Raw genomic sequence first — 19,471 nt, forward strand, 5'->3', positions numbered from 1 at the left:
CAGGCAAAAGCGCGCCAAACTGACGCAATGGCCACTAAACGCAATTAAAATCCAGTAAAATCACAGCTTTTGATATTTTATTACGGAAGCTGCTGAGAAAAATTGCGTTTCCATCTTGTGAGGCAATTTGAATTCTGTCATACGTAATTAGGACAGCAATACTGTCCAATTAAACGCTGATGCAGACGGAAGCGACACAACGCTCTCCGAAAAGTTTCAGAAAGAGGCGCCGTACTGGCAGGCACATAGCCTGGCGGTAACAGGCGCCCCGACCGCGACAGGAGGAATTCTAGTACGCCATTTTCTGGTGGGCTGAGTGTCGTCTGTCCAAGCCTGATGAGAATAAGGCGCTAAACATCGTTCCTCGCACCGGCTTTGCCGCTCGCCCGGGACCTCGTCCAACGCCTTGTCGATAAGGCTTCCTTTATACGTAAAGCAACGGCGGGATGGTTGTCACACCATCTCGGTATATACTGATCGCGCACCTCATGATGAGGGCCAAACGGAGGGAATGACGATGACGCATTTGACGCCATCTGTATCGAATGTGGTTTCTCACAACGTACAGAACGGAACGGTCAAAGCTGCGACGACCGCTCCCAACCGAACGACGCGAAAAACAACAGCGGCGGGTTTGCCCGCAGCGCAAGGACTTTACGATCCGCGCAACGAACATGATGCGTGCGGCGTTGGCTTTATTGCGCATATGAAGGGCAAGAAGTCGCATCAGGTCGTTGAAAACGGCCTCAAGATGCTGGAAAACCTCACCCATCGTGGTGCGGTTGGTGCCGACCCGCTGATGGGCGATGGCGCCGGCATTCTCGTGCAGATTCCGGATCGCTTCTTCCGCGAGGAAATGGCGCGCCAGGGCATCGATCTGCCGCAGCCCGGTCATTACGGCGTCGGCTATCTGTTCATGCCGCGCGATCCAGAATTGCGTGCCCATATTGAAGAGATCGTCAAGGAAGTCATCGCTGCCGAAGGCCAGACCTTTATCGGCCTGCGCGAAGTGCCTGTCGACAATTCGTCCCTTTCCAAGGCGCCGGATATTGCCGCAACCGAACCGTTTCACGTTCAGGTCTTCATCGGACGCAATCCGATGCTGGAGACGGATGACGATTTCGAGCGCCGTCTGTTCGTTCTGCGCAAGGTCATTTCCAACCGTATCTATCAGGAAAATGACGGCGACGATAAGGGCTTCTATGTCGTGTCCATGTCGGCGCGTACGGTCGTCTACAAGGGCATGTTCCTCGCTTATCAGGTCGGTGCCTATTATCAGGATCTGAAAGACCCGCGTTTCGAAAGCGCGGTGGCGCTGGTGCATCAGCGCTTCTCCACCAACACCTTCCCGTCCTGGCGTCTGGCGCACCCATACCGCATGGTTGCGCATAACGGCGAAATCAACACGCTGCGCGGTAACGTCAACTGGATGGCTGCACGTCAGGCTTCGGTGGACTCGGAACTGTTCGGCAACGACATTTCCAAGCTCTGGCCGATTTCCTACGAAGGCCAGTCGGACACGGCTTGCTTCGACAATGCGCTCGAATTCCTGCACCAGGGCGGCTACAGCCTTGCCCATGCGATGATGATGCTGATCCCGGAAGCATGGTCAGGCAACAAGCTGATGTCGGATGAACGCCGCGCGTTCTATGAATATCATGCAGCACTGATGGAACCATGGGACGGTCCGGCAGCGGTGGCTTTCACGGACGGTCGCCAGATTGGCGCGACGCTCGACCGCAACGGCCTGCGTCCGGCGCGCTATATCGTGACGGACGATGATTTCGTCATTCTGGCTTCGGAAGCCGGTGTTTTGCCGGTCGAGGAAAAGAAAGTCGTCAAGAAGTGGCGTCTCCAGCCAGGCCGCATGCTGCTGATCGATATGGAAGAGGGCCGCATCGTTTCGGACGAGGAAATCAAGTCCCAGATCGCGCAAAAGCACCCTTACAAGCAGTGGCTCGCCAACACACAGCTCATTCTGGAAGACCTCAATCCGGTCGAACCACGTGCGCTGCGCAAGGATGTGAGCCTTCTCGACCGGCAGCAGAGCTTCGGCTACACGCAGGAAGATACCAAGCTGTTGATGTCGCCCATGGCCACGACCGGTCAGGAAGCCATCGGTTCGATGGGTACGGATACGCCGATTTCGGCCATGTCCGACAAGTCGAAGATGCTGTTCACCTATTTCAAGCAGAACTTCGCGCAGGTCACCAACCCGCCGATCGATCCGATCCGCGAAGAACTGGTGATGAGCCTTGTCTCGTTCATCGGCCCGCGTCCGAATATTTTCGACCTTGTCGGCACGTCACGCCGCAAGCGTCTGGAAGTGCGCCAGCCGATCCTGACCAATGGCGATCTGGAAAAGATTCGTTCCATCGGCCACACGGAAGACCGCTTCGACACCAAGACGCTCGACATCACCTACAATACGGGTGAAGGGGCAGCCGGTATGCACGGCGCCATCGAACGCCTTTGTGACCGTGCCGAGGCGGCTGTTCACGGTGGCTACAACATCGTCATCCTGTCGGATCGTCAGGTTGGTCCGGATCGCATTCCGATCCCGGCTCTTCTGGCGACGGCAGCCGTGCACCATCACCTGATCCGCAAGGGCCTGCGCACTTCGGTAGGTCTGGTGGTGGAATCGGGCGAGCCGCGCGAAATACATCATTTCTGCTGCCTCGCTGGCTACGGTGCCGAGGCGATTAATCCTTATCTCGCCTTCGACACGCTGCTCGACATGCATCGCCGTCGCGAGTTCCCGCCGGAAGTGGACGAGGATGAAGTGGTCAAGCGCTACATCAAGTCCATCGGCAAGGGCATGCTCAAGGTCATGTCCAAGATGGGCATCTCGACCTATCAGTCCTATTGCGGCGCGCAAATTTTCGATGCCGTCGGTTTGCAGACGGGCTTTGTCGACAAGTTCTTCTTCGGCACGGCAACGAGTATTGAAGGCGTTGGTCTCGATGAAATCGCGGAAGAAACCGTACGTCGCCACACCGACGCTTTCGGCAGCGATCCGGTTCTCCTGACCTCGCTGGAAGTTGGCGGTGAATATGCCTACCGTATGCGCGGCGAGGCCCACCTGTGGTCGCCGGATGCAGTCGCCAGACTGCAGCATGCAGTGCGCACCTCCAACCCGGAGACCTTCACTGAATATACACGCATGCTCGACTCCAAGTCGGCGCAGGCAAAGACCATTCGCGGCCTGTTCAATATTCGTTTCGCCGAAGAGCGCGGCCTGAAGCCGGTTTCCATCGATGAGGTCGAACCGGCGACGGAAATCGTCAAGCGTTTCTCGACAGGGGCAATGTCGTTCGGCTCAATCTCCAGAGAAGCCCACACAACGCTGGCCCGCGCCATGAACGCGATTGGCGGCAAATCGAACACCGGCGAGGGTGGTGAGGAGCCGGATCGCTTCTATCCACTGCCGGATGGCAAGCCGAACCCGGAACGCTCTGCCATCAAGCAGGTGGCTTCTGGCCGTTTCGGTGTGACGACGGAATATCTGGTCAACTCCGATCTGATCCAGATCAAGGTTGCGCAGGGTGCAAAGCCGGGTGAAGGCGGTCAGCTGCCGGGACACAAGGTCGATGCGACCATCGCCAAGACCCGTCACTCAACGCCGGGAGTCGGCCTCATTTCGCCGCCGCCGCACCATGACATCTACTCGATCGAAGATCTGGCGCAGCTGATCTACGACCTGAAGAACGTCAATCCTGCTGCCGATATCTCGGTCAAGCTGGTGTCGGAAGTGGGTGTGGGCACGGTTGCTGCCGGTGTTGCCAAGGCGCGTGCCGACCATATCACCGTGTCGGGTTATGATGGCGGTACGGGCGCTTCGCCGCTTACCTCGCTGAAACATGCCGGAAGTCCCTGGGAAATTGGCCTTGCCGAAACCCACCAGACGCTGGTGCTGAACGGGCTTCGCTCCCGCGTGGCATTGCAGGTCGATGGCGGCTTGCGCACCGGTCGCGACGTCATTATTGGCGCGCTGCTCGGTGCGGATGAGTTCGGTTTCTCGACCGCTCCGCTGATTGCTGCCGGTTGCATCATGATGCGCAAGTGTCATCTGAACACCTGCCCGGTGGGCGTGGCAACGCAGGACCCGGTTCTGCGCAAGCGCTTCAAGGGGACGCCGGAACACGTCATCAATTTCTTCTTCTATCTGGCGGAAGAGGTGCGTGCCTTGCTTGCCGAGATGGGCTTCACCAAGCTGGAACAGATTATCGGCGAGACCGAGTTTCTGGAAAAGCAGGCCATGATCGACCATTGGAAAGCCAAGGGTCTCGATTTCAGCCGCATCTTCTACAAGCCTGAAGCCGAGAAGCACGAAATCTACTGGACCGAGCGTCAGCATCACCCGATTGAGGATGTCCTTGATCGCAAGCTGATTGCCGAGGCTATGCCCGCACTGGAAGACCGCCAGCCGGTCAAGATCGACATCGATATCAAGAATGTCGACCGTTCTGCCGGTGCGATGCTTTCCGGCGAAGTTGCCAAGCGCTTCCGCCACAAGGGTCTGCCGGAAGACACCATCGCCGTTACGCTCCGCGGTACGGCTGGCCAGTCTTTCGGTGCGTTCCTGGCGCGCGGCGTCTCGTTCGAGCTGATCGGCGATGGCAACGACTATGTCGGCAAGGGCCTTTCGGGTGGCCGCATCGTCATCCGTCCACCGGAAGACACGCGTATCGTTGCCGAGGACTCCATCATCGTCGGCAATACCGTGCTCTACGGTGCGCTTGAAGGCGAGTGCTACTTCCGCGGCGTTGCAGGCGAACGTTTCGCCGTCCGCAACTCCGGCGCGGTTACGGTTGTCGAAGGCGTGGGCGACCACGGCTGCGAATACATGACCGGCGGTGTCGTCGTGGTTATCGGTCAGACGGGTCGCAACTTTGCGGCCGGTATGTCGGGCGGCGTCGCCTACGTGCTTGACGAGGAAGGCGATTTCGCCCAGCGCTGCAACATGGCGATGGTCGAACTGGAACCGGTTCCGGAAGAAGACGACATCCTCGAAAAGCTGCATCACCATGGCGGCGACCTCATGCACAAGGGCCGTGTGGACGTTTCGGCCAACATGACCCATCATGACGAGGAACGTCTGGTGCAGCTGATCGCCAATCATCTGCATTACACCGGCTCGACGCGGGCGAAAGATATTCTCGACAATTGGGAGAGCTATCGTCCCAAATTCGTGAAAGTCATGCCGGTCGAATACCGCCGTGCTCTGGAAGACATGGAGCGTATGCGGATCGGTGTCGCGGCTGAATAGGACATGATCCTGAAAAGTGGAACCCGGCCTTTGGGTCGGGTGCCCTTAGCCACATGAGAGATAACAACGCCCTTGCATGCCAGCGCATTGGAAGATGATGCGGCAGACAGGGCAACTTCCGGCAAAGCCGACCACGCGCTGGTCGCAGGCCGAGGGGAGTAAGAGAATGGGTAAGGTAACTGGTTTTCTTGAAATTGACCGGCAGGTAGCGAAGTACCAGCCAGCGTCGGATCGTATCCGTCACTTCCGGGAATTCACCATTCCGATGACGGATGGCGAAGTGCAGAAGCAGGCGGCGCGCTGCATGGATTGCGGCATTCCGTTCTGCCATGGCCCGACGGGCTGTCCGGTGCATAACCAGATCCCGGACTGGAACGATCTCGTCTATAACAACAATTGGGATCAGGCGATCCGCAACCTGCATCTGACCAACAATTTCCCGGAATTCACGGGTCGCGTTTGCCCGGCCCCTTGCGAGGAAGCCTGCACGCTGAACCTCGAGGATACGCCGGTTGCGATCAAGACGGTCGAGCAGGCATTGGGCGACAAGGCCTATGAGCTCGGCCATATCGTGCCGCAGCCAGCCGCCAACAAGACGGGCAAGTCGGTTGCCATCATCGGCTCTGGCCCGGCTGGCCTTGCCGCTGCGCAGCAGCTGGCCCGTGCTGGTCACATGGTTGATGTTTATGAGCGCGAAAGCCGCCCCGGCGGTCTGTTGCGTTACGGCATTCCTGATTTCAAGATGGAAAAGCACCTCATCGACCGCCGCGTCGCGCAGATGGAAGGCGAGGGCGTTCGCTTCCTGTGCGGTGTGAACATCGGCGTCGACAAGCCGCTGCGCGGTCTCCTCGATACCTATGATGCCGTGCTTTACAGCGGTGGCTCGGAAACGCCGCGCCCGGCGGGTATTCCGGGTGCAGATTTTGAAGGCGTGCATGATGCCATGCCTTATCTGGTTCAGCAGAACCGCCGCGTCGGGCGCGAAAATATCGAATCCGTTGCCTGGACTTCGGCTCCGATCCTGGCAGGCGGCAAGCATGTCGTTGTGGTCGGCGGTGGCGATACCGCCTCGGACTGCGTGGGCACGGCGTTCCGTCAGGGCGCGGTCAATGTCACTCAGCTTGATATTCGTCCGCAGCCGCCGGAAAAGGAAGACAAGCTCAGCGTCTGGCCTTATTGGGCGACCAAGATGCGTACCTCTTCCAGCCAGGCGGAAGGTGCTTCCCGCGAGTTTCAGGTGGCAACGCTGGAGTTCATCGGCGAAGACGGCCGCCTCACCCATGTGAAGTGCTGTCAGGTTGATGAAAAGCGCAAGCCGATTGCCGGAACGGAATTCTTCATCAAGGCCGATCTGGCCTTCATCGCAATCGGTTTTGCCGGACCGGCTGAAGACAGCGTGGTCAAGGAACTGGGCGAAAAGCTCGACATCGTGACCGACCGTCGCGGCTCCAAGTCGGTCAAGGCCAATGAGCGTGACTACCGCACCAATGTCGACAAGCTCTATGCAGCCGGTGATGTGCGCCGCGGCCAGTCGCTGGTTGTCTGGGCAATCCGCGAAGGCCGTCAGGCAGCGCACGCCATCGATGCTGATTTGATGGGTAGTTCCGTTCTACCGCGCTAAGAGAGACCCAAAGAAATGAAAAGCCCGCCAGATTGGCGGGCTTTTTGTTTTTAGCCTTGGCTGCGTCGCGACTTCATCACCAGATACGCGACGGCGAGAAGCACGAACCAGAGCGGCGTGACTTTCAGCGCGGCTGCAGTGTCCGGCTCTTGCGCCAGCGCCCAGAGAATGAAGGCGAAGAAAGCGAAGACCATCACGACGGCTGCGCGTCCGCCGGGCATCTTGAATGTGGACTTTTCATGCAGGTCCGGGCGCTTGCGGCGATATTGCAGGTAAGACGCCAGAATGATCGACCAGATGAAGATGAAGAGCAGCGCCGAAATCGTCGTGACGATGGTGAAGGCTTCGATGATGCTTTGGCCAGCATAAAGCAGAACCACGCCTGCGAGCAGGAAAACGCACGAGAAGAACAGCGAATTGACCGGTACTTGCCGCTTGTTGAGTTTGGCGAGCGCTTTCGGCGCGAGTTTGGAAGTGGCAAGGCCGTAGATCATGCGCGAGGTCGAGTAGATGCCGGAATTTGCGCTCGACGTTGCTGAAGTCAGCACGACGAAATTCACGACATGGGCTGCGATGCCGAGACTGGCGAGCGAGAACATGGCGACGAACGGGCTCGAATTCGGGTCGACCTGATCCCACGGAATGACGGTGATGATGACGAACAGCGCACCGAGATAGAACAGTACCACGCGGATCGGGATGGAATTGATTGCCTTGGGCAGATTGCGCTCCGGGTCCTTGGTTTCAGCGGCGGCGGTGCCAACGAGCTCGATGCCAACGAAGGCGAAAACCGCGATCTGGAAACCGGCAACGAAGCCGAGGAAGCCATTAGGGAAGAACCCGCCATGGTTCCACAGATGGGCGACCGATGCCTGACTTCCATTCGGAAGCGTAAAGCCGGTCGAGAGCATATACACGCCCGCGATGATCAGCCCGACAATGGCGACGATCTTGATGAGGGCAAACCAGAATTCGATTTCACCGAAATTGCGCACGGTCGGCAGATTGAGCGCCAGAAGCGTGAAGATCAGTCCGAGCGCCGGTATCCAGAGCGCCAGTTCCGGGAACCAGAACGAGACGTAGCCCGAAACGGCAACCACGTCGGCCACACCGGTCACAATCCAGCAAAGCCAATAGGTCCAGCCGGTGAAGAACTGTGCCCACGGCCCTAGGTAATCGCCTGCGAAATCCGCAAAGGAGCGATATTCGAGATTGGACAGCAGGATTTCGCCCAATGCGCGCATGACGAAGAACAGCATGAAGCCGATCACGGCATAAACCAGCAGGATCGAAGGGCCTGCCAGCGAAATGGTCTTGCCCGAACCCATGAAAAGGCCGGTGCCGATGGCGCCGCCAATGGCGATCAGCTGCAGGTGTCGGTTGGACAGATTGCGTGCAAGATGGGGTTCCTCCTCCCGATGTGGATCGACAGAAGGCTTTGATGCGATATTCATTCAAACGCCTCTTGTTTCTGGCGGACGCTGGAAACTACTCCCGCTCGCGCGAGGAAAAGCGCCCTTCCTGTCCAGCCTTTTCAGGCAGACGGCGCCTTCTGATAGACGATGCGAACGCTCCTGTGAACAGCGCAGAATGTAGCAATTAGAATCATATCGGATAGAGAAAGGCGCGGACTATCAATCAGCTGATAGCTCAATCCTATTGAGGAGCGGCAATAATTTAGGGATTTGAGCTCTTTTGTGGCCAGGAAAAGTCGTCCGCTCGTCCGGGTGAAGGTTTGCTCTCAGTCCGGGCTGGCCGTGTGGCTTGCGGACGCGCTGTGATGTTGCCACCAAGCAAAACGCCGCTTTCGTCCTTATCAACGTCCCGAATGCTGACCGGTGCCACGCGATCAACCGGCTTGGACGGGTCATGCGTGCCTGCCGCGGGCAGGGGCTGGTCCTCTTCCTTTGCACCGCCGAGATAGGCGCGAAGCGGCTTTTCCGCATAGAAGGCGAGCTTGCGCTTGCCTGCCGAAGTTATGTTGATGCCGTCATTGCCGCGCAGACGCGCGGTCTGACCGTTAATATCGAAGCCGGTCTGGGTGAAATTACCATCCTCATCGACAAAACCATCCCAGACATCGGCAAATTTTCCGCCCGCCTTCTCGGTGGCGGTGCGATAGATTTCATTGAGCGCCAGCATATCTTGCGACATGCCTTTCGGGCGAAAGGGTGGCTGCCCTATCCACACCAGAGGAAAATGCTTGTCGTTGATCACCTTGATGAAGGCGGCGACGCGCTTTTGATATTCTTCATTCCATTCCGGGGATCGGGCTGGCAGACTTAAGCCTTTCTCGGTGATTGCCTGTCTGTCGTTGGAACCGATCATCACGACGACAGCAGCCGGTTTCTCCTCGTCCAGTATCTTGCCGATATTGTCGGGCCAGTCGAAATGATCGTTGCGCACAAAGCCGGAGGAGCCATTTATCCGGGTTACAACCTGAAGATCGGGGTCCGACGCGAAAGCAACATCAAGGCCTTCGGCCAGACCGTTGCCGATGAAATCACCGACAACAAGAACCTTTTTGGCATCTGGCTTTTTCTCGACGAACTCGACTGCCGGGGTCGCAGCCGGTGGTGGCGTCGGTCGTGAAGCGGGAGAGGTGGTCTTGGGCCGCTTCGCCTTTGGCCGGGCGCGTTGTGGAGCGGGCTGCTGATATTGGCGCTGTGGCTGTGCCTGCCGCGAGCCGAACAAGAGATCGAAAAGCGTGCGCGGACGTTCCTGTGCAGAAGCCGTGACGATGCCTGAGAACAGCAGAGCTGCGACTGCCAGCAGGACGCCAGCAGCGTTCACCATTCGTCTCCCAATCCGATTTTCGCGCATCAGTCTTGCCTTCATGGCCTGTATATTAGCTTGGCTGTTTGGAAAAACAAAATGGGGCGCACTTGATCAGAAGCGCGCCCCATTTGATAATTTAACCCGACAGTCTAGCGACGGCGCAGGACCGACAGAACTTCCTTGCTCGGATGACCGTCCGGCTGAAGTCCGTTGCGCTGCTGGAAGGCTTCGATTGCCGCCCGCGAAGTGGAGCCGATCTTGCCATCGATATTGCCGTCATAATAGCCGAGCGCTTTCAGATGCGTTTGCAATTCCTGCCTCTCGTCCATGGTGATCGGCGTGAATGGGCGATTCCAGTCCTGACGAAGTCCCTGATAGCCGCCGATGCGGTCGGCAAGCAGGCCGACAGCAAGTGCGTATTTGTCGGCGTTGTTATAGCGCTTCAAGACGAAGAAATTCTTTGTCATCAGGAAGGCGGGCCCCTTACGGCCATCCGGCACTTTCAGCGTTGCTTTTTCGCTCGGATCGGGGAAGGCGCGTCCGTTGGCACGAACGAGACCGATCTTCTGCCATTCGGCAATCGAGAGTGAGCCGGAAGGGAACTTGCGTCCTTGTGGCAAGGCTACTTCGTAACCCCAGCTACGGCCTGGCTGCCAGCCATTGCGATGCAGGAGGTTGGCCGCTGTGCCCAGCGCATCTGGGATCGAATTCCAGATGTCACGCTTGCCATTGCCATCCATATCGACGGCATAAGCCTGATAGCTCGTCGGGATGAACTGTGTGTGGCCGAGCGCACCGGCCCAGGAACCGGAAAGATGGCCGCGGTCAATATCGCCGGTCTGGAGAATCTTCATTGCAGCAATCAGCTGTGTGCGGCCATATTTGGCGCGACGCTGGTCTGCATAGGCAAGCGTTGCCAGCGAACGGACGGCATCGCGCATGACGTCATCACGCTTGAGAATTTCGCCGTAATTGCTCTCCATCGACCAGATGGCGAGCAGGATATTGCGATCGACCGAGAAACGCTGTTCGATGCGCTGGAGCCACGGACCCCATTTGCGCGCCATGTTCTGGCCGACCGAAACGGAATGTTCGTTCACGCGGTTATCGACGTAGTTCCAGACCGGTTCGGTGAATTCGGGCTGATAGCGGGCCTTCTGCAGCACGACCGGGTCCGGCGCATCCACGCCGCGAAATGCGCGGTCGAACGTGGAAGGCGAAACACCTGCATTTATGGCGACAGGGCGAAAACTGGCGACCCATTGGCGAAATTTCGCATCAGCCAGTGCGGAACCGGTCGTCAGCGTTGAGGCGAGCACAGCTATCGCAACCGTTGCAGCTGCTTTCAGCTTCATCGTCTGGCCCACCGTGAATGGAAATCGCAGCATTCTGTGTTTCCCTTCTGCAATCAAATTTAGCCGATACCGGCGCGTTTCCCTTCGACCTGGATTCTGCCCGCTCCGGATTGCATTATTCAATTAATACCATCCTGTGTTGAATTTGAGCCAGCAGAAAATTCCGGATCGAACCGTTGAACGTTCAATTTAGAACCTGTCGGTTAGCAATTGGTTTACCATCGCGGCCTTGCTTTAAAATTCGCTAAAGTTTCGAAAAATTTTTGAATCAAGCAACATTAAGGTCGGGTCATTGAATGTGATGGGATGGGTCACGCAATTTCGTCGTTCTTTAATGAAAAGGCCTTATTTGAAATTCAGTCGTTTCAATGCTTTGATAGTAAATCTGAAATAGTGAAATCGAGGAGAGGAATGAGTTCGATCCGAAAAATTCGCAAGGCCGTGTTCCCTGTTGCAGGTCTTGGCACCCGCTTCCTGCCCGCCACCAAATCCATCCCCAAAGAAATGCTGACGGTCGTCGACAAGCCCGTCATTCAGTATGTGGTCGATGAGGCGCGCGAAGCTGGTATCGAACATCTGATTTTCGTCACCGGGCGCAACAAGGCGGTCATCGAAGACTATTTCGATGCGCAGGTTGAGCTTTATTCCACGCTCGCAGAGCGCGGCAAGAAGGCGGAACTGGAGCATCTTCAGGATATCCAGCCGCAGCCGGGAACGACAAGCTTCACCCGCCAGCAGGTGCCGCTCGGTCTTGGCCATGCAGTCTGGTGCGCTCGTGAGCTCGTCGGTGATGAACCCTTCGCTCTCCTGCTGCCAGATATGGTCATGCAGTCGAAGAAGGGCTGCCTGAAGGAGATGGTCGAGCTTTACGAAAAGACCGGCGGCAACGTCATCGCCGTGCAGGAATGCGACCCGGAAGAAGCGCATAAATACGGTATCGTCGGCAAGGGCGAAGCCATCGGCAGCGGTTTCGAAATCACGCAGATGGTTGAAAAACCTGCCAAGGGCACGGCGCCTTCCAATCTTTACATCAATGGTCGCTATATCCTGCAGCCGGAAATCTTCGAACTTCTGAGCAAGCAGGAAAAGGGCGCTGGCAACGAAATCCAGTTGACGGATGCCATGCTGAAGCTTGCCGACGCACAGAAATTCTTCGGCTTCGATTATCAGGGCCTGACATTCGACTGCGGCTCCAAGGCTGGTTTCATTGAAGCCAACGTTGCCTTTGCGTTGTGGCGCAACGACATTCGGCCTTCCGTCGAAAGCTCGATCGGCAATCTGCTGAACACCATCAAACCAGCCTGATATAACCAGTCAAATCTCTGGTCACGCCCCCTGCAAAAGGGGGCGTTTTTTTATGGTCGCGGGTATTATTTCCGTGAAACTTGCTTTTTTTGACAATGACAATAGGCTTTTGGCCTAGTACGTACCCAAAAAAGTGTGAAACATCTTTTGGGTGCAATCGGTCAAACAGGTTCCTCCCCCTCATAAGGAATAAAGCATGCAGGAATTCCAGCAGACGATGGGTGCAGGCGCGCTCATCTCGATCGCGGTGGGCGCTGTTCTATTATTGCTTTTGCTCATCATCCGGTTTCGTGTCCATGCCTTCGTAGCGCTTATAATCGTCAGCCTCTTGACGGCGCTCGCGACCGGCATCCCGGCAGGCAATATTCTGACGACAATCACTTCCGCCTTCGGGTCAACCCTTGGCGGGGTGGCACTTCTGGTCGGTCTTGGCGCAATGCTGGGCCGGTTGCTTGAAATATCCGGTGGCGCACAGGCACTGGCCGACGATCTCATCCGACGGTTCGGCGAAAAGCGCGCGCCTATGGCGCTTGGCATCGCGTCGCTCATCTTCGGCTTCCCTATCTTTTTCGATGCGGGATTGGTCGTGATGCTTCCCGTGGTCTTCACCGTCGCACGGCGCCTTAAAGGAAGCTTGCTTCTCTACGGTATTCCGGTCGCAGCGGCCTTTTCGGTGATGCACGTTTTCGTGCCGCCGCATCCGGGCCCGGTGGCCGCATCCGAGCTTCTGGGTGCAGATGTGGGGCTTCTCATCCTCGTCGGGATCGTGGTCGTCATACCTGTCTGGTTCATCGCCGGGCACCTTTTTGGTGCATGGATCGGCAAGAAGATCGTACTTCCGATCCCCGATAGTTTTGATGCCGGGAAAAACGGAGAAGAAGCTGTCAATCCTCCGAGTTCCGGCTTGGTCATGTTGCTGCTTCTGCTGCCGCTGGTTCTGATCTTCATCAATACGGGGCTCGATTTTGCCCGCGCGCAAGGCTGGGTCAGTGCCGATGCAAACTGGTATCAGCTGGCGCGAATGATCGGATCGACGCCGGTTGCTCTCCTGATTTCAGTGCTGGTGGCATCCTATGTGCTCGGGCCACGGCGCGGCAGAGATGCAGCCAGCGTCGAACGCATTCTCGATTCGGCGCTCGGTCCGGTGTGTTCCATCATCCTGATTACGGGCGCAGGCGGCATGTTTGGCGGTGTTCTGCGTGCTTCCGGCATTGGCGACGCCTTGTCAAATGCGTTCGCCGATACAGGACTGCCTGTCATCGTGGCAGGCTTCCTGATCGCAACGATTTTGCGCGTAGCACAGGGGTCGGCAACGGTAGCACTGATAACGGCTGCCGGGCTTATCCAGCCTGCCGTTCAGGCTGCCGGATATCACGGGCTTGAGACCGCCGCAGTGGTGATTGCCCTTGCTGCAGGGTCGGTCATGCTCTCCCACGTCAACGATTCCGGTTTCTGGCTCGTCGGTCGTTTCTTCAATATGGACGTCAAGACAACGCTGAAAACCTGGACGGTTCTGGAAACCCTTATCGGGCTTCTGGGCTTCGGCATGGCGTGTATTCTGTTCTGGCTCGCTTAAACTCACGATAATACGGCATCCCGAAAGGGGTGCCGTCCTATCTCCACACTAGAGCATTTCCTGCTTTGATTGAATTATTGGAAATGCTCTATCTATTTGTTTTTAATCATGTCTTTATCCCGAAACCGGTTTCCCCTTTCGGGAGACATGCTCTAACGCTGCACCTTCACGCCGAGATAGACACTGTCGGCGGTATATTCGCGATCGGAAATCTTGCTTGTCAGGAATTCGTGACGCAGGCGCGCATCCAGCCCGACAAACCGGTTGATCCAGTAGGTTGCCCCGATCTGCGCACCGATCGTGTAGTCGGTTCCGGTGCCATCCTTGTTCTGCCGGATATTCGCGTCGAGCCTGCCATTGAGGCTCAGGTCTGAACGTATGCGGTGCGTCACATCGAGGCTGGCAAAATGCAGGAGCGACCCTGCAATGCCGGGTGTGGTCGAAGTATCGACCATTGTCTGCGCATAGAGGCTCACATCGGTTCCGCGTAGCGGTGACCAGTTGAGCGCTGCATTGATCGACGGTCCGCTGATGTCGCCAAGACGAGAATCATCGCTGTTGGCGCGCATGTAACCGGCGGCGAATTCACCGTTCAGCTTTTCGCCCATATCCAGCATCATACCGCCACGCAGGGCAAATTGTGATCCGCTGCGTTCATAGCCGTTGCTGTCTACCTTCTCGTCGAAGATGCGCTTGCCCAGCTCAACTTCAGTGAAGGGCTTGATTGCCGGGGACAGGCTGAAACCGCCGCGCAGCGTAATGCTGGCATAGGTGTTGTCGCGATCCTTCTGGCTGACTGTGCCGCCGGAGGACAATTCCGCATCGCCATAAATATTGTGCTCGACCCGTCCGGTTGCGCTGCCGAAGATCAGGCCCATGTCTCGTTCGACGCCGAGGCTTCCATTGAGTGTGTGAACCAGAGGCCGTTGCAATGCGCTGACGACCCCGTTCGGGCTTGACGCGCTTTCGCGGCGCAGCCGATAGCCTGCGCCAGTGTTGACGGTCGTCTGGTCACCGAGATCGAAACGCAGTTTGCCCTGAATATCGACCTGCGGTTCGGAAACGTCTTCGCCCGAAATGGACTTGGCCCATGTGCCCGAAGCATCGAGTGTTGCCTGATGGCGCGCCCAGTCCGACTGTGCATTGAGCCGCAACGTGGTTTCGTTGAGAACGGCGCTGGAACCGCTTGCGCTGTTGTCGCCGTTGGTCGTGACACGGATACCCTGTTCCAGCGACGGTCGCAGGATAAACGAACCGGTGCGAATGCCGACCGGCGCGAACGGGTCGGTTTCCTGCGTGGAGCTTCGGCCCTGCTCGGGCGATTGCCGGAGATTTTCGCGCTGTGCCCGGCCCGTTTCGTCGCTTGCGTCGGTATCGACCGAGCCAACACGAATATTGTCGGGTCGAAGCGGCTGACGGTCCTGCGGCACGGGAACGGTCGGAGCGGTTTGTGTTGTGGCGGCCGGGTCTGCCGCTGTCGTGTTTTCAGGTGGGGTATAACTGTCGTCGGTCGTCTCGCTGGCGCCGTCATCATATCCGGGGGCGGCAAGCCCACGATTTGCGAGCGTTTCCGGCGAGGAGGCTGAAAGCACGTCCTCGGCAACGCTTCCGCGCAGATAGGCTTCCTGAGCAAATGCAGAACCATGACAGATTGCTATCGCCACGCCCGACAAAAACAGGCATTGCAGCCTGCGGGCAATGGGCGTCGAACCGCCAGAAGGGGTCTTGGCAAATAGCATGTCGTGTTTTCAAACCGTCGCAACGTGGTAGATGAACGGTAAAGGCACATGGTTAATTCTTGGTTGCTGCGGCTGAATTCATGGCGATGCTCGCTGCACAAATGTTTGGACAACTGACTGTGAAAAAGTTAACCCTTGCCGCCATGGAAAAGCTCGATCAGATCATCCCTCCGGCAGATGCGGAAGCGACTATTGCTTCGGCGCTGCGCACCATAAAGACCGAAAATGCGGGCCTCGCAGCGCTTGAAGAAGCGCTGAACGACGGCCTTTCCGGCCCCTTTGTCGAAGCGGTGAAGCGTATCGTCACCTCGCGCGGACGTCTGGTCGTTACGGGCGTCGGCAAGAGCGGCCATATCGGCTCCAAGCTCGCTGCTACTTTTGCCTCGACCGGTACTTCGGCATTCTTCGTTCATTCGGCGGAAGCCAATCACGGCGATCTCGGCATGATCGACCGCGACGATGTTATTTTGGCCATCTCATGGTCGGGTGAAACGGCAGAATTGAAGGGGATCGTCAATTATTCGCAGCGCTTCCGCATTCCATTGATCGCGATTACCTCACGTGAGGATTCTGCGCTTGGTCGTGCTGCGGATGTCGTGCTGCTCTTGCCGAAAACTGCCGAGGCCTGCCCGCATGGTCTGGCACCCACGACCTCAACCATGATGCAGCTTGCCATCGGTGATGCGCTGGCAATAGCACTTCTGGAAGCGCGCGGCTTCACCCCGAGTGACTTCAAGACATTTCATCCCGGTGGTTCGTTGGGGGCAAGTCTTATCCATATCCGCGATATCATGCATCGCGGCGAACGCCTCCCGCTGGTGGAAGTGGGCACCTCTCTGCCGGACGCGATGAAGGTTCTGGCGCAGAAGAGTTTTGGTTGTGTTGTGGTTGTCGACGGTGGTGGTGATCTGGCAGGCATCGTCACAGACGGCGATATATCGCGCAATCTGAGCCGAAACCTTGCGGCTTTGGCGGTTGACGACGTCATGACACGCAAGCCCAAGACGGTTGACCAGAACATGCTGGCGACGGCAGCACTCAACACCATCAATGAAAATCACATCGGCGCACTGATCGTCACCGAGGCCGGACGCCCGATCGGGCTTGTGCATTTCCACGACCTGCTGCGGATCGGCGCTGCTTGATAGAGTATTGAGGCATTATATTTTGTAGGGCAGACATATTGCCCTACTGCCTTATTCTGCCACTTCAATCTCCAGCGAGACCGGATCAAAAGCCACAACGCGGACTTCTGTTCCGGTTGGCAGATCAGGGCCCTTCACGCGCCACATCGTATCGTTGATACGGATACGCCCGCGACCATTGATGATCGGTTCGGTCAATGTCGCGCGCTGGCCGACCAGCTGTTCACCGCGGCGATTGAGTAAGGGCTCGTCTGCATCGGTGCTGCGTGAGCCAAAAAAGCGACGCCCCACCAGCACGAAAATGACGGCCAGAACCAGAAACACAACCGTCTGAAACTGCCAGCCAAACCCTGTCGTCGAAGACAAGAGAAAGGCGAGCGCACCGGTTACAAGTGCTGCAAGCCCGAACCAGATGAAGAAGAAGCCGGGCGCCGAGATTTCCAGAATGAGCAGGATCAGCCCGAAAACGAGCCAGTTCCATATGCCAAGGCCGGACAGAAATTCGATAATCATGGCGCCCTCTCTTCTTTTTTGAGCAGCTTTAGCGCCCTGCGGAGGGAACGCTGCGCGGGCGGGAAGGGGTCGGCGGCTGCGGTGCCGGGTCTACCGGCCTGCTGCCATCACCAAAGACTTCCTTGGCAATTGCACCAATGCCGCCGAGCGAGCCGATAAGGGCACTCGCCTCAAGCGGCATCAGCACGACCTTTTGGTTCTTGGCGCTGGCAATATTGCTGAGAGCTTCCGTATATTTCTGTGCAACGAAGTAGTTAAGCGCCTGTACATTGCCGTTGGCAACGGCATCGGAAACCATGGTGGTGGCTTTCGCTTCGGCTTCCGCGAGGCGCTCGCGTGCCTCTGCCTCGCGCTTGGCCGCTTCCAGCTTGCCTTCAGCTTCGAGAATCTGTGACTGCTTCTGACCCTCGGCGCGCAAAATCTGCGCGTTGCGGTCGCCTTCGGCTTCAAGAACCTGCGCGCGCTTGTCGCGCTCTGCCTTCATCTGGCGCGCCATCGAGGTGACGATATCTTCCGGCGGATTGATATCCTTGATTTCCACGCGGGTCATTTTGAGGCCCCACGGATGGGCAGCTTCGTCGACGACCCGTAACAGACGATCATTGATGGCATCGCGGTTCGACAGCAGCTCGTCGAGATCCATCGAACCCATGACGGTACGGATGTTGGTCATCGTAAGATTGAGGATCGCATATTGCAGGTTCGCGACCTGATAGGCTGCCTGTGCTGCGTTCAGCACCTGATAGAAAGCCACGCCGTCAACGCCGACAATGGCGTTGTCACGGGTGATGACCTCCTGCGTCGGCACATCAAGCACCTGTTCCATCATGTTGAGGCGCGCGCCGATGCGGTCAAAAAATGGCACGATCAGATTGAGGCCGGGATTGAGGGTGCGCGTATAGCGTCCGAACCGCTCGACTGTGTAGTTGAACCCCTGCGGCACGGTCTTGATACCGGCAAACAGCGTTGCCAGAACCAGTGCGGCCAGAATGAGCAGCGTGATATCGAAACCGGTCATTGATTGTTTCCCTTTTAAGGCATTAAGGCAGTAGGGTAATATGACAATAGATGCTTTAGCGCGGCAAACATACTGCCCTAATCGCCTATTGCCTTACACCCATCCCTGCAATTCGCGGCGCACCAGTGTCTCGATGACCTTCATGCCGTCTTCGCTGTCGTTGAGACAAGGAATATGGCTGAAATTCTCGCCGCCGTTTTCCATAAATTCTTCAGCAGCCTCATTGCCGATCTCGTCCACTGTTTCCAGACAGTCGGCCACGAAACCCGGATTGAGAACGGCCATCGACTTGACCCCGTGCTTGGCCAGTTCTTCCACCGTTTCGTCGGTATAAGGCTGGAGCCATTCTTCCGGACCGAAACGCGACTGGAATGTGGAGCGAAACTGGCTGTCATCAAGGCCCAGCCGGGCCTGCAGCAGGCGCGATGTTTCAAGACATTGCTGGCGGTAGGGGTCGCCCTTGTCCGAATAGCTTTTCGGAATGCCATGATAGGATGCGAGGACCACTTCCGGCTTGAAGGAAAGTGTTTCCAGATGTTTCTCGATGGAGCGGGCCAGTGCTTCGATGTAAACGGGTTCCGTCTCGTAAGACGGGACGATGCGCACCGCTGGCTGGAAGCGCTTTTTCATGAGCGCTTCGAAGAACTTGTCGTTCACCGTCGCGGTCGTCGTTGCCGAATATTGCGGATAGAGGGGGAACATGACGATCCGCTCGCAACCTTGCTGCAGCAGACGGTCGGTCACGCTTTCAATGGAGGGCTGGCCATAGCGCATTGCCCAGTCCACGACCACATTCGGATAGTCGGCAAGCGCCTTGGCAAGCTTCTCGCCCTGCGCGCGCGTATAGGTCCGCAGCGGAGATTCGTTTTTCTCGCGGTTCCAGATGCGGTCGTAAAGCTTGCCGGAACGCTTCGGGCGAGTGTTGAGAACGATGCCGTAAAGGATCGGATACCAGATAAGACGCGGCCATTCGATGACGCGGCGATCCGAGAGAAACTCGGCCAGATAGCGGCGCATCGGGCCGTAACTCGTGCCATCCGGTGTGCCGAGATTGACCAGCAGAACACCGACCTTGGGCAGTTTTGCCTGCACCTCAGTTTTGGTTGTCTGGCTGGGCTTCTCCTGCACTTTATCCATCTCACTCATCTTCCG

The 19,471-nt window shown here is 57.3% G+C and carries 12 protein-coding genes; 5 read left to right on the forward strand and 7 right to left on the reverse strand.

What is annotated here, in order from left to right; genetic code table 11:
* The first annotated feature begins 517 nt into the window (after window positions 1–517).
* Both gltB and FG152_RS16305 read left to right on the forward strand, forming a co-directional pair.
* Window positions 518–5,269: a glutamate synthase large subunit gene (gene gltB / locus FG152_RS16300; RefSeq protein WP_010660662.1), complete on the forward strand. Its 4,752-nt coding sequence runs from the start codon at window positions 518–520 to the stop codon at window positions 5,267–5,269.
* A 166-nt stretch (window positions 5,270–5,435) separates the two neighbouring features.
* A complete protein-coding gene (locus FG152_RS16305) occupies window positions 5,436–6,890 on the forward strand; it encodes a glutamate synthase subunit beta (RefSeq protein ID WP_010660663.1) in 1,455 nt (484 codons plus the stop codon).
* A 50-nt stretch (window positions 6,891–6,940) separates the two neighbouring features.
* On the opposite strand, the gene cycA is transcribed toward FG152_RS16305, so the two are convergent.
* From cycA to FG152_RS16320, 3 genes are all read right to left on the reverse strand, one after another.
* Window positions 6,941–8,344 (reverse strand): D-serine/D-alanine/glycine transporter, encoded by a 1,404-nt coding sequence (cycA, locus tag FG152_RS16310; protein WP_498987162.1) that lies wholly within the window; start codon window positions 8,342–8,344, stop codon window positions 6,941–6,943.
* A 223-nt stretch (window positions 8,345–8,567) separates the two neighbouring features.
* A complete protein-coding gene (locus FG152_RS16315; RefSeq protein ID WP_029929777.1) occupies window positions 8,568–9,713 on the reverse strand; it encodes an SGNH/GDSL hydrolase family protein in 1,146 nt (381 codons plus the stop codon).
* Window positions 9,714–9,817: 104 nt separating this feature from the next.
* A complete protein-coding gene (locus FG152_RS16320; protein WP_010660666.1) occupies window positions 9,818–11,056 on the reverse strand; it encodes a lytic murein transglycosylase in 1,239 nt (412 codons plus the stop codon).
* 378 nt (window positions 11,057–11,434) lie between these two features.
* Between FG152_RS16320 and galU the strand changes: the two genes are divergently transcribed.
* Entirely contained in the window at window positions 11,435–12,328 is an 894-nt protein-coding gene (gene galU, locus FG152_RS16325; RefSeq protein ID WP_012093562.1) for a UTP--glucose-1-phosphate uridylyltransferase GalU, read from the forward strand.
* Window positions 12,329–12,524: 196 nt separating this feature from the next.
* On the forward strand, window positions 12,525–13,904 hold the full coding sequence (locus FG152_RS16330) for a GntP family permease (protein ID WP_010660668.1): 1,380 nt from the start codon (window positions 12,525–12,527) through the stop codon (window positions 13,902–13,904).
* Window positions 13,905–14,056: 152 nt separating this feature from the next.
* Here FG152_RS16330 and FG152_RS16335 read toward each other — a convergent pair whose 3' ends face one another.
* The gene (locus FG152_RS16335) at window positions 14,057–15,643 is read right to left on the reverse strand and encodes an outer membrane beta-barrel protein (RefSeq protein ID WP_010660669.1); all 1,587 of its coding nucleotides are present in this window, start codon (window positions 15,641–15,643) and stop codon (window positions 14,057–14,059) included.
* A gap of 143 nt (window positions 15,644–15,786) precedes the next feature.
* Here FG152_RS16335 and FG152_RS16340 point away from each other — a divergent pair, with 143 nt between their 5' ends.
* Window positions 15,787–16,788: a KpsF/GutQ family sugar-phosphate isomerase gene (locus FG152_RS16340; protein ID WP_010660670.1), complete on the forward strand. Its 1,002-nt coding sequence runs from the start codon at window positions 15,787–15,789 to the stop codon at window positions 16,786–16,788.
* Window positions 16,789–16,839: 51 nt separating this feature from the next.
* Here the strand turns inward: FG152_RS16340 and FG152_RS16345 are convergent, their stop codons facing one another.
* The 3 genes from FG152_RS16345 to hemH all read right to left on the reverse strand — a co-directional run bounded on the left by FG152_RS16345 (window position 16,840) and on the right by hemH (window position 19,465).
* Complete coding sequence (locus FG152_RS16345; RefSeq protein ID WP_010660671.1) at window positions 16,840–17,301, reverse strand: NfeD family protein; 462 nt, start codon at window positions 17,299–17,301, stop codon at window positions 16,840–16,842.
* Between the two features lie 28 nt (window positions 17,302–17,329).
* Window positions 17,330–18,319: an SPFH domain-containing protein gene (locus tag FG152_RS16350; RefSeq protein WP_010660672.1), complete on the reverse strand. Its 990-nt coding sequence runs from the start codon at window positions 18,317–18,319 to the stop codon at window positions 17,330–17,332.
* A 93-nt stretch (window positions 18,320–18,412) separates the two neighbouring features.
* Window positions 18,413–19,465: a ferrochelatase gene (gene hemH / locus FG152_RS16355; protein WP_029376175.1), complete on the reverse strand. Its 1,053-nt coding sequence runs from the start codon at window positions 19,463–19,465 to the stop codon at window positions 18,413–18,415.
* Window positions 19,466–19,471: the final 6 nt, after the last annotated feature.

Source organism: Ochrobactrum sp. XJ1, from assembly GCF_024701725.1.
GTDB lineage: Bacteria > Pseudomonadota > Alphaproteobacteria > Rhizobiales > Rhizobiaceae > Brucella > Brucella anthropi.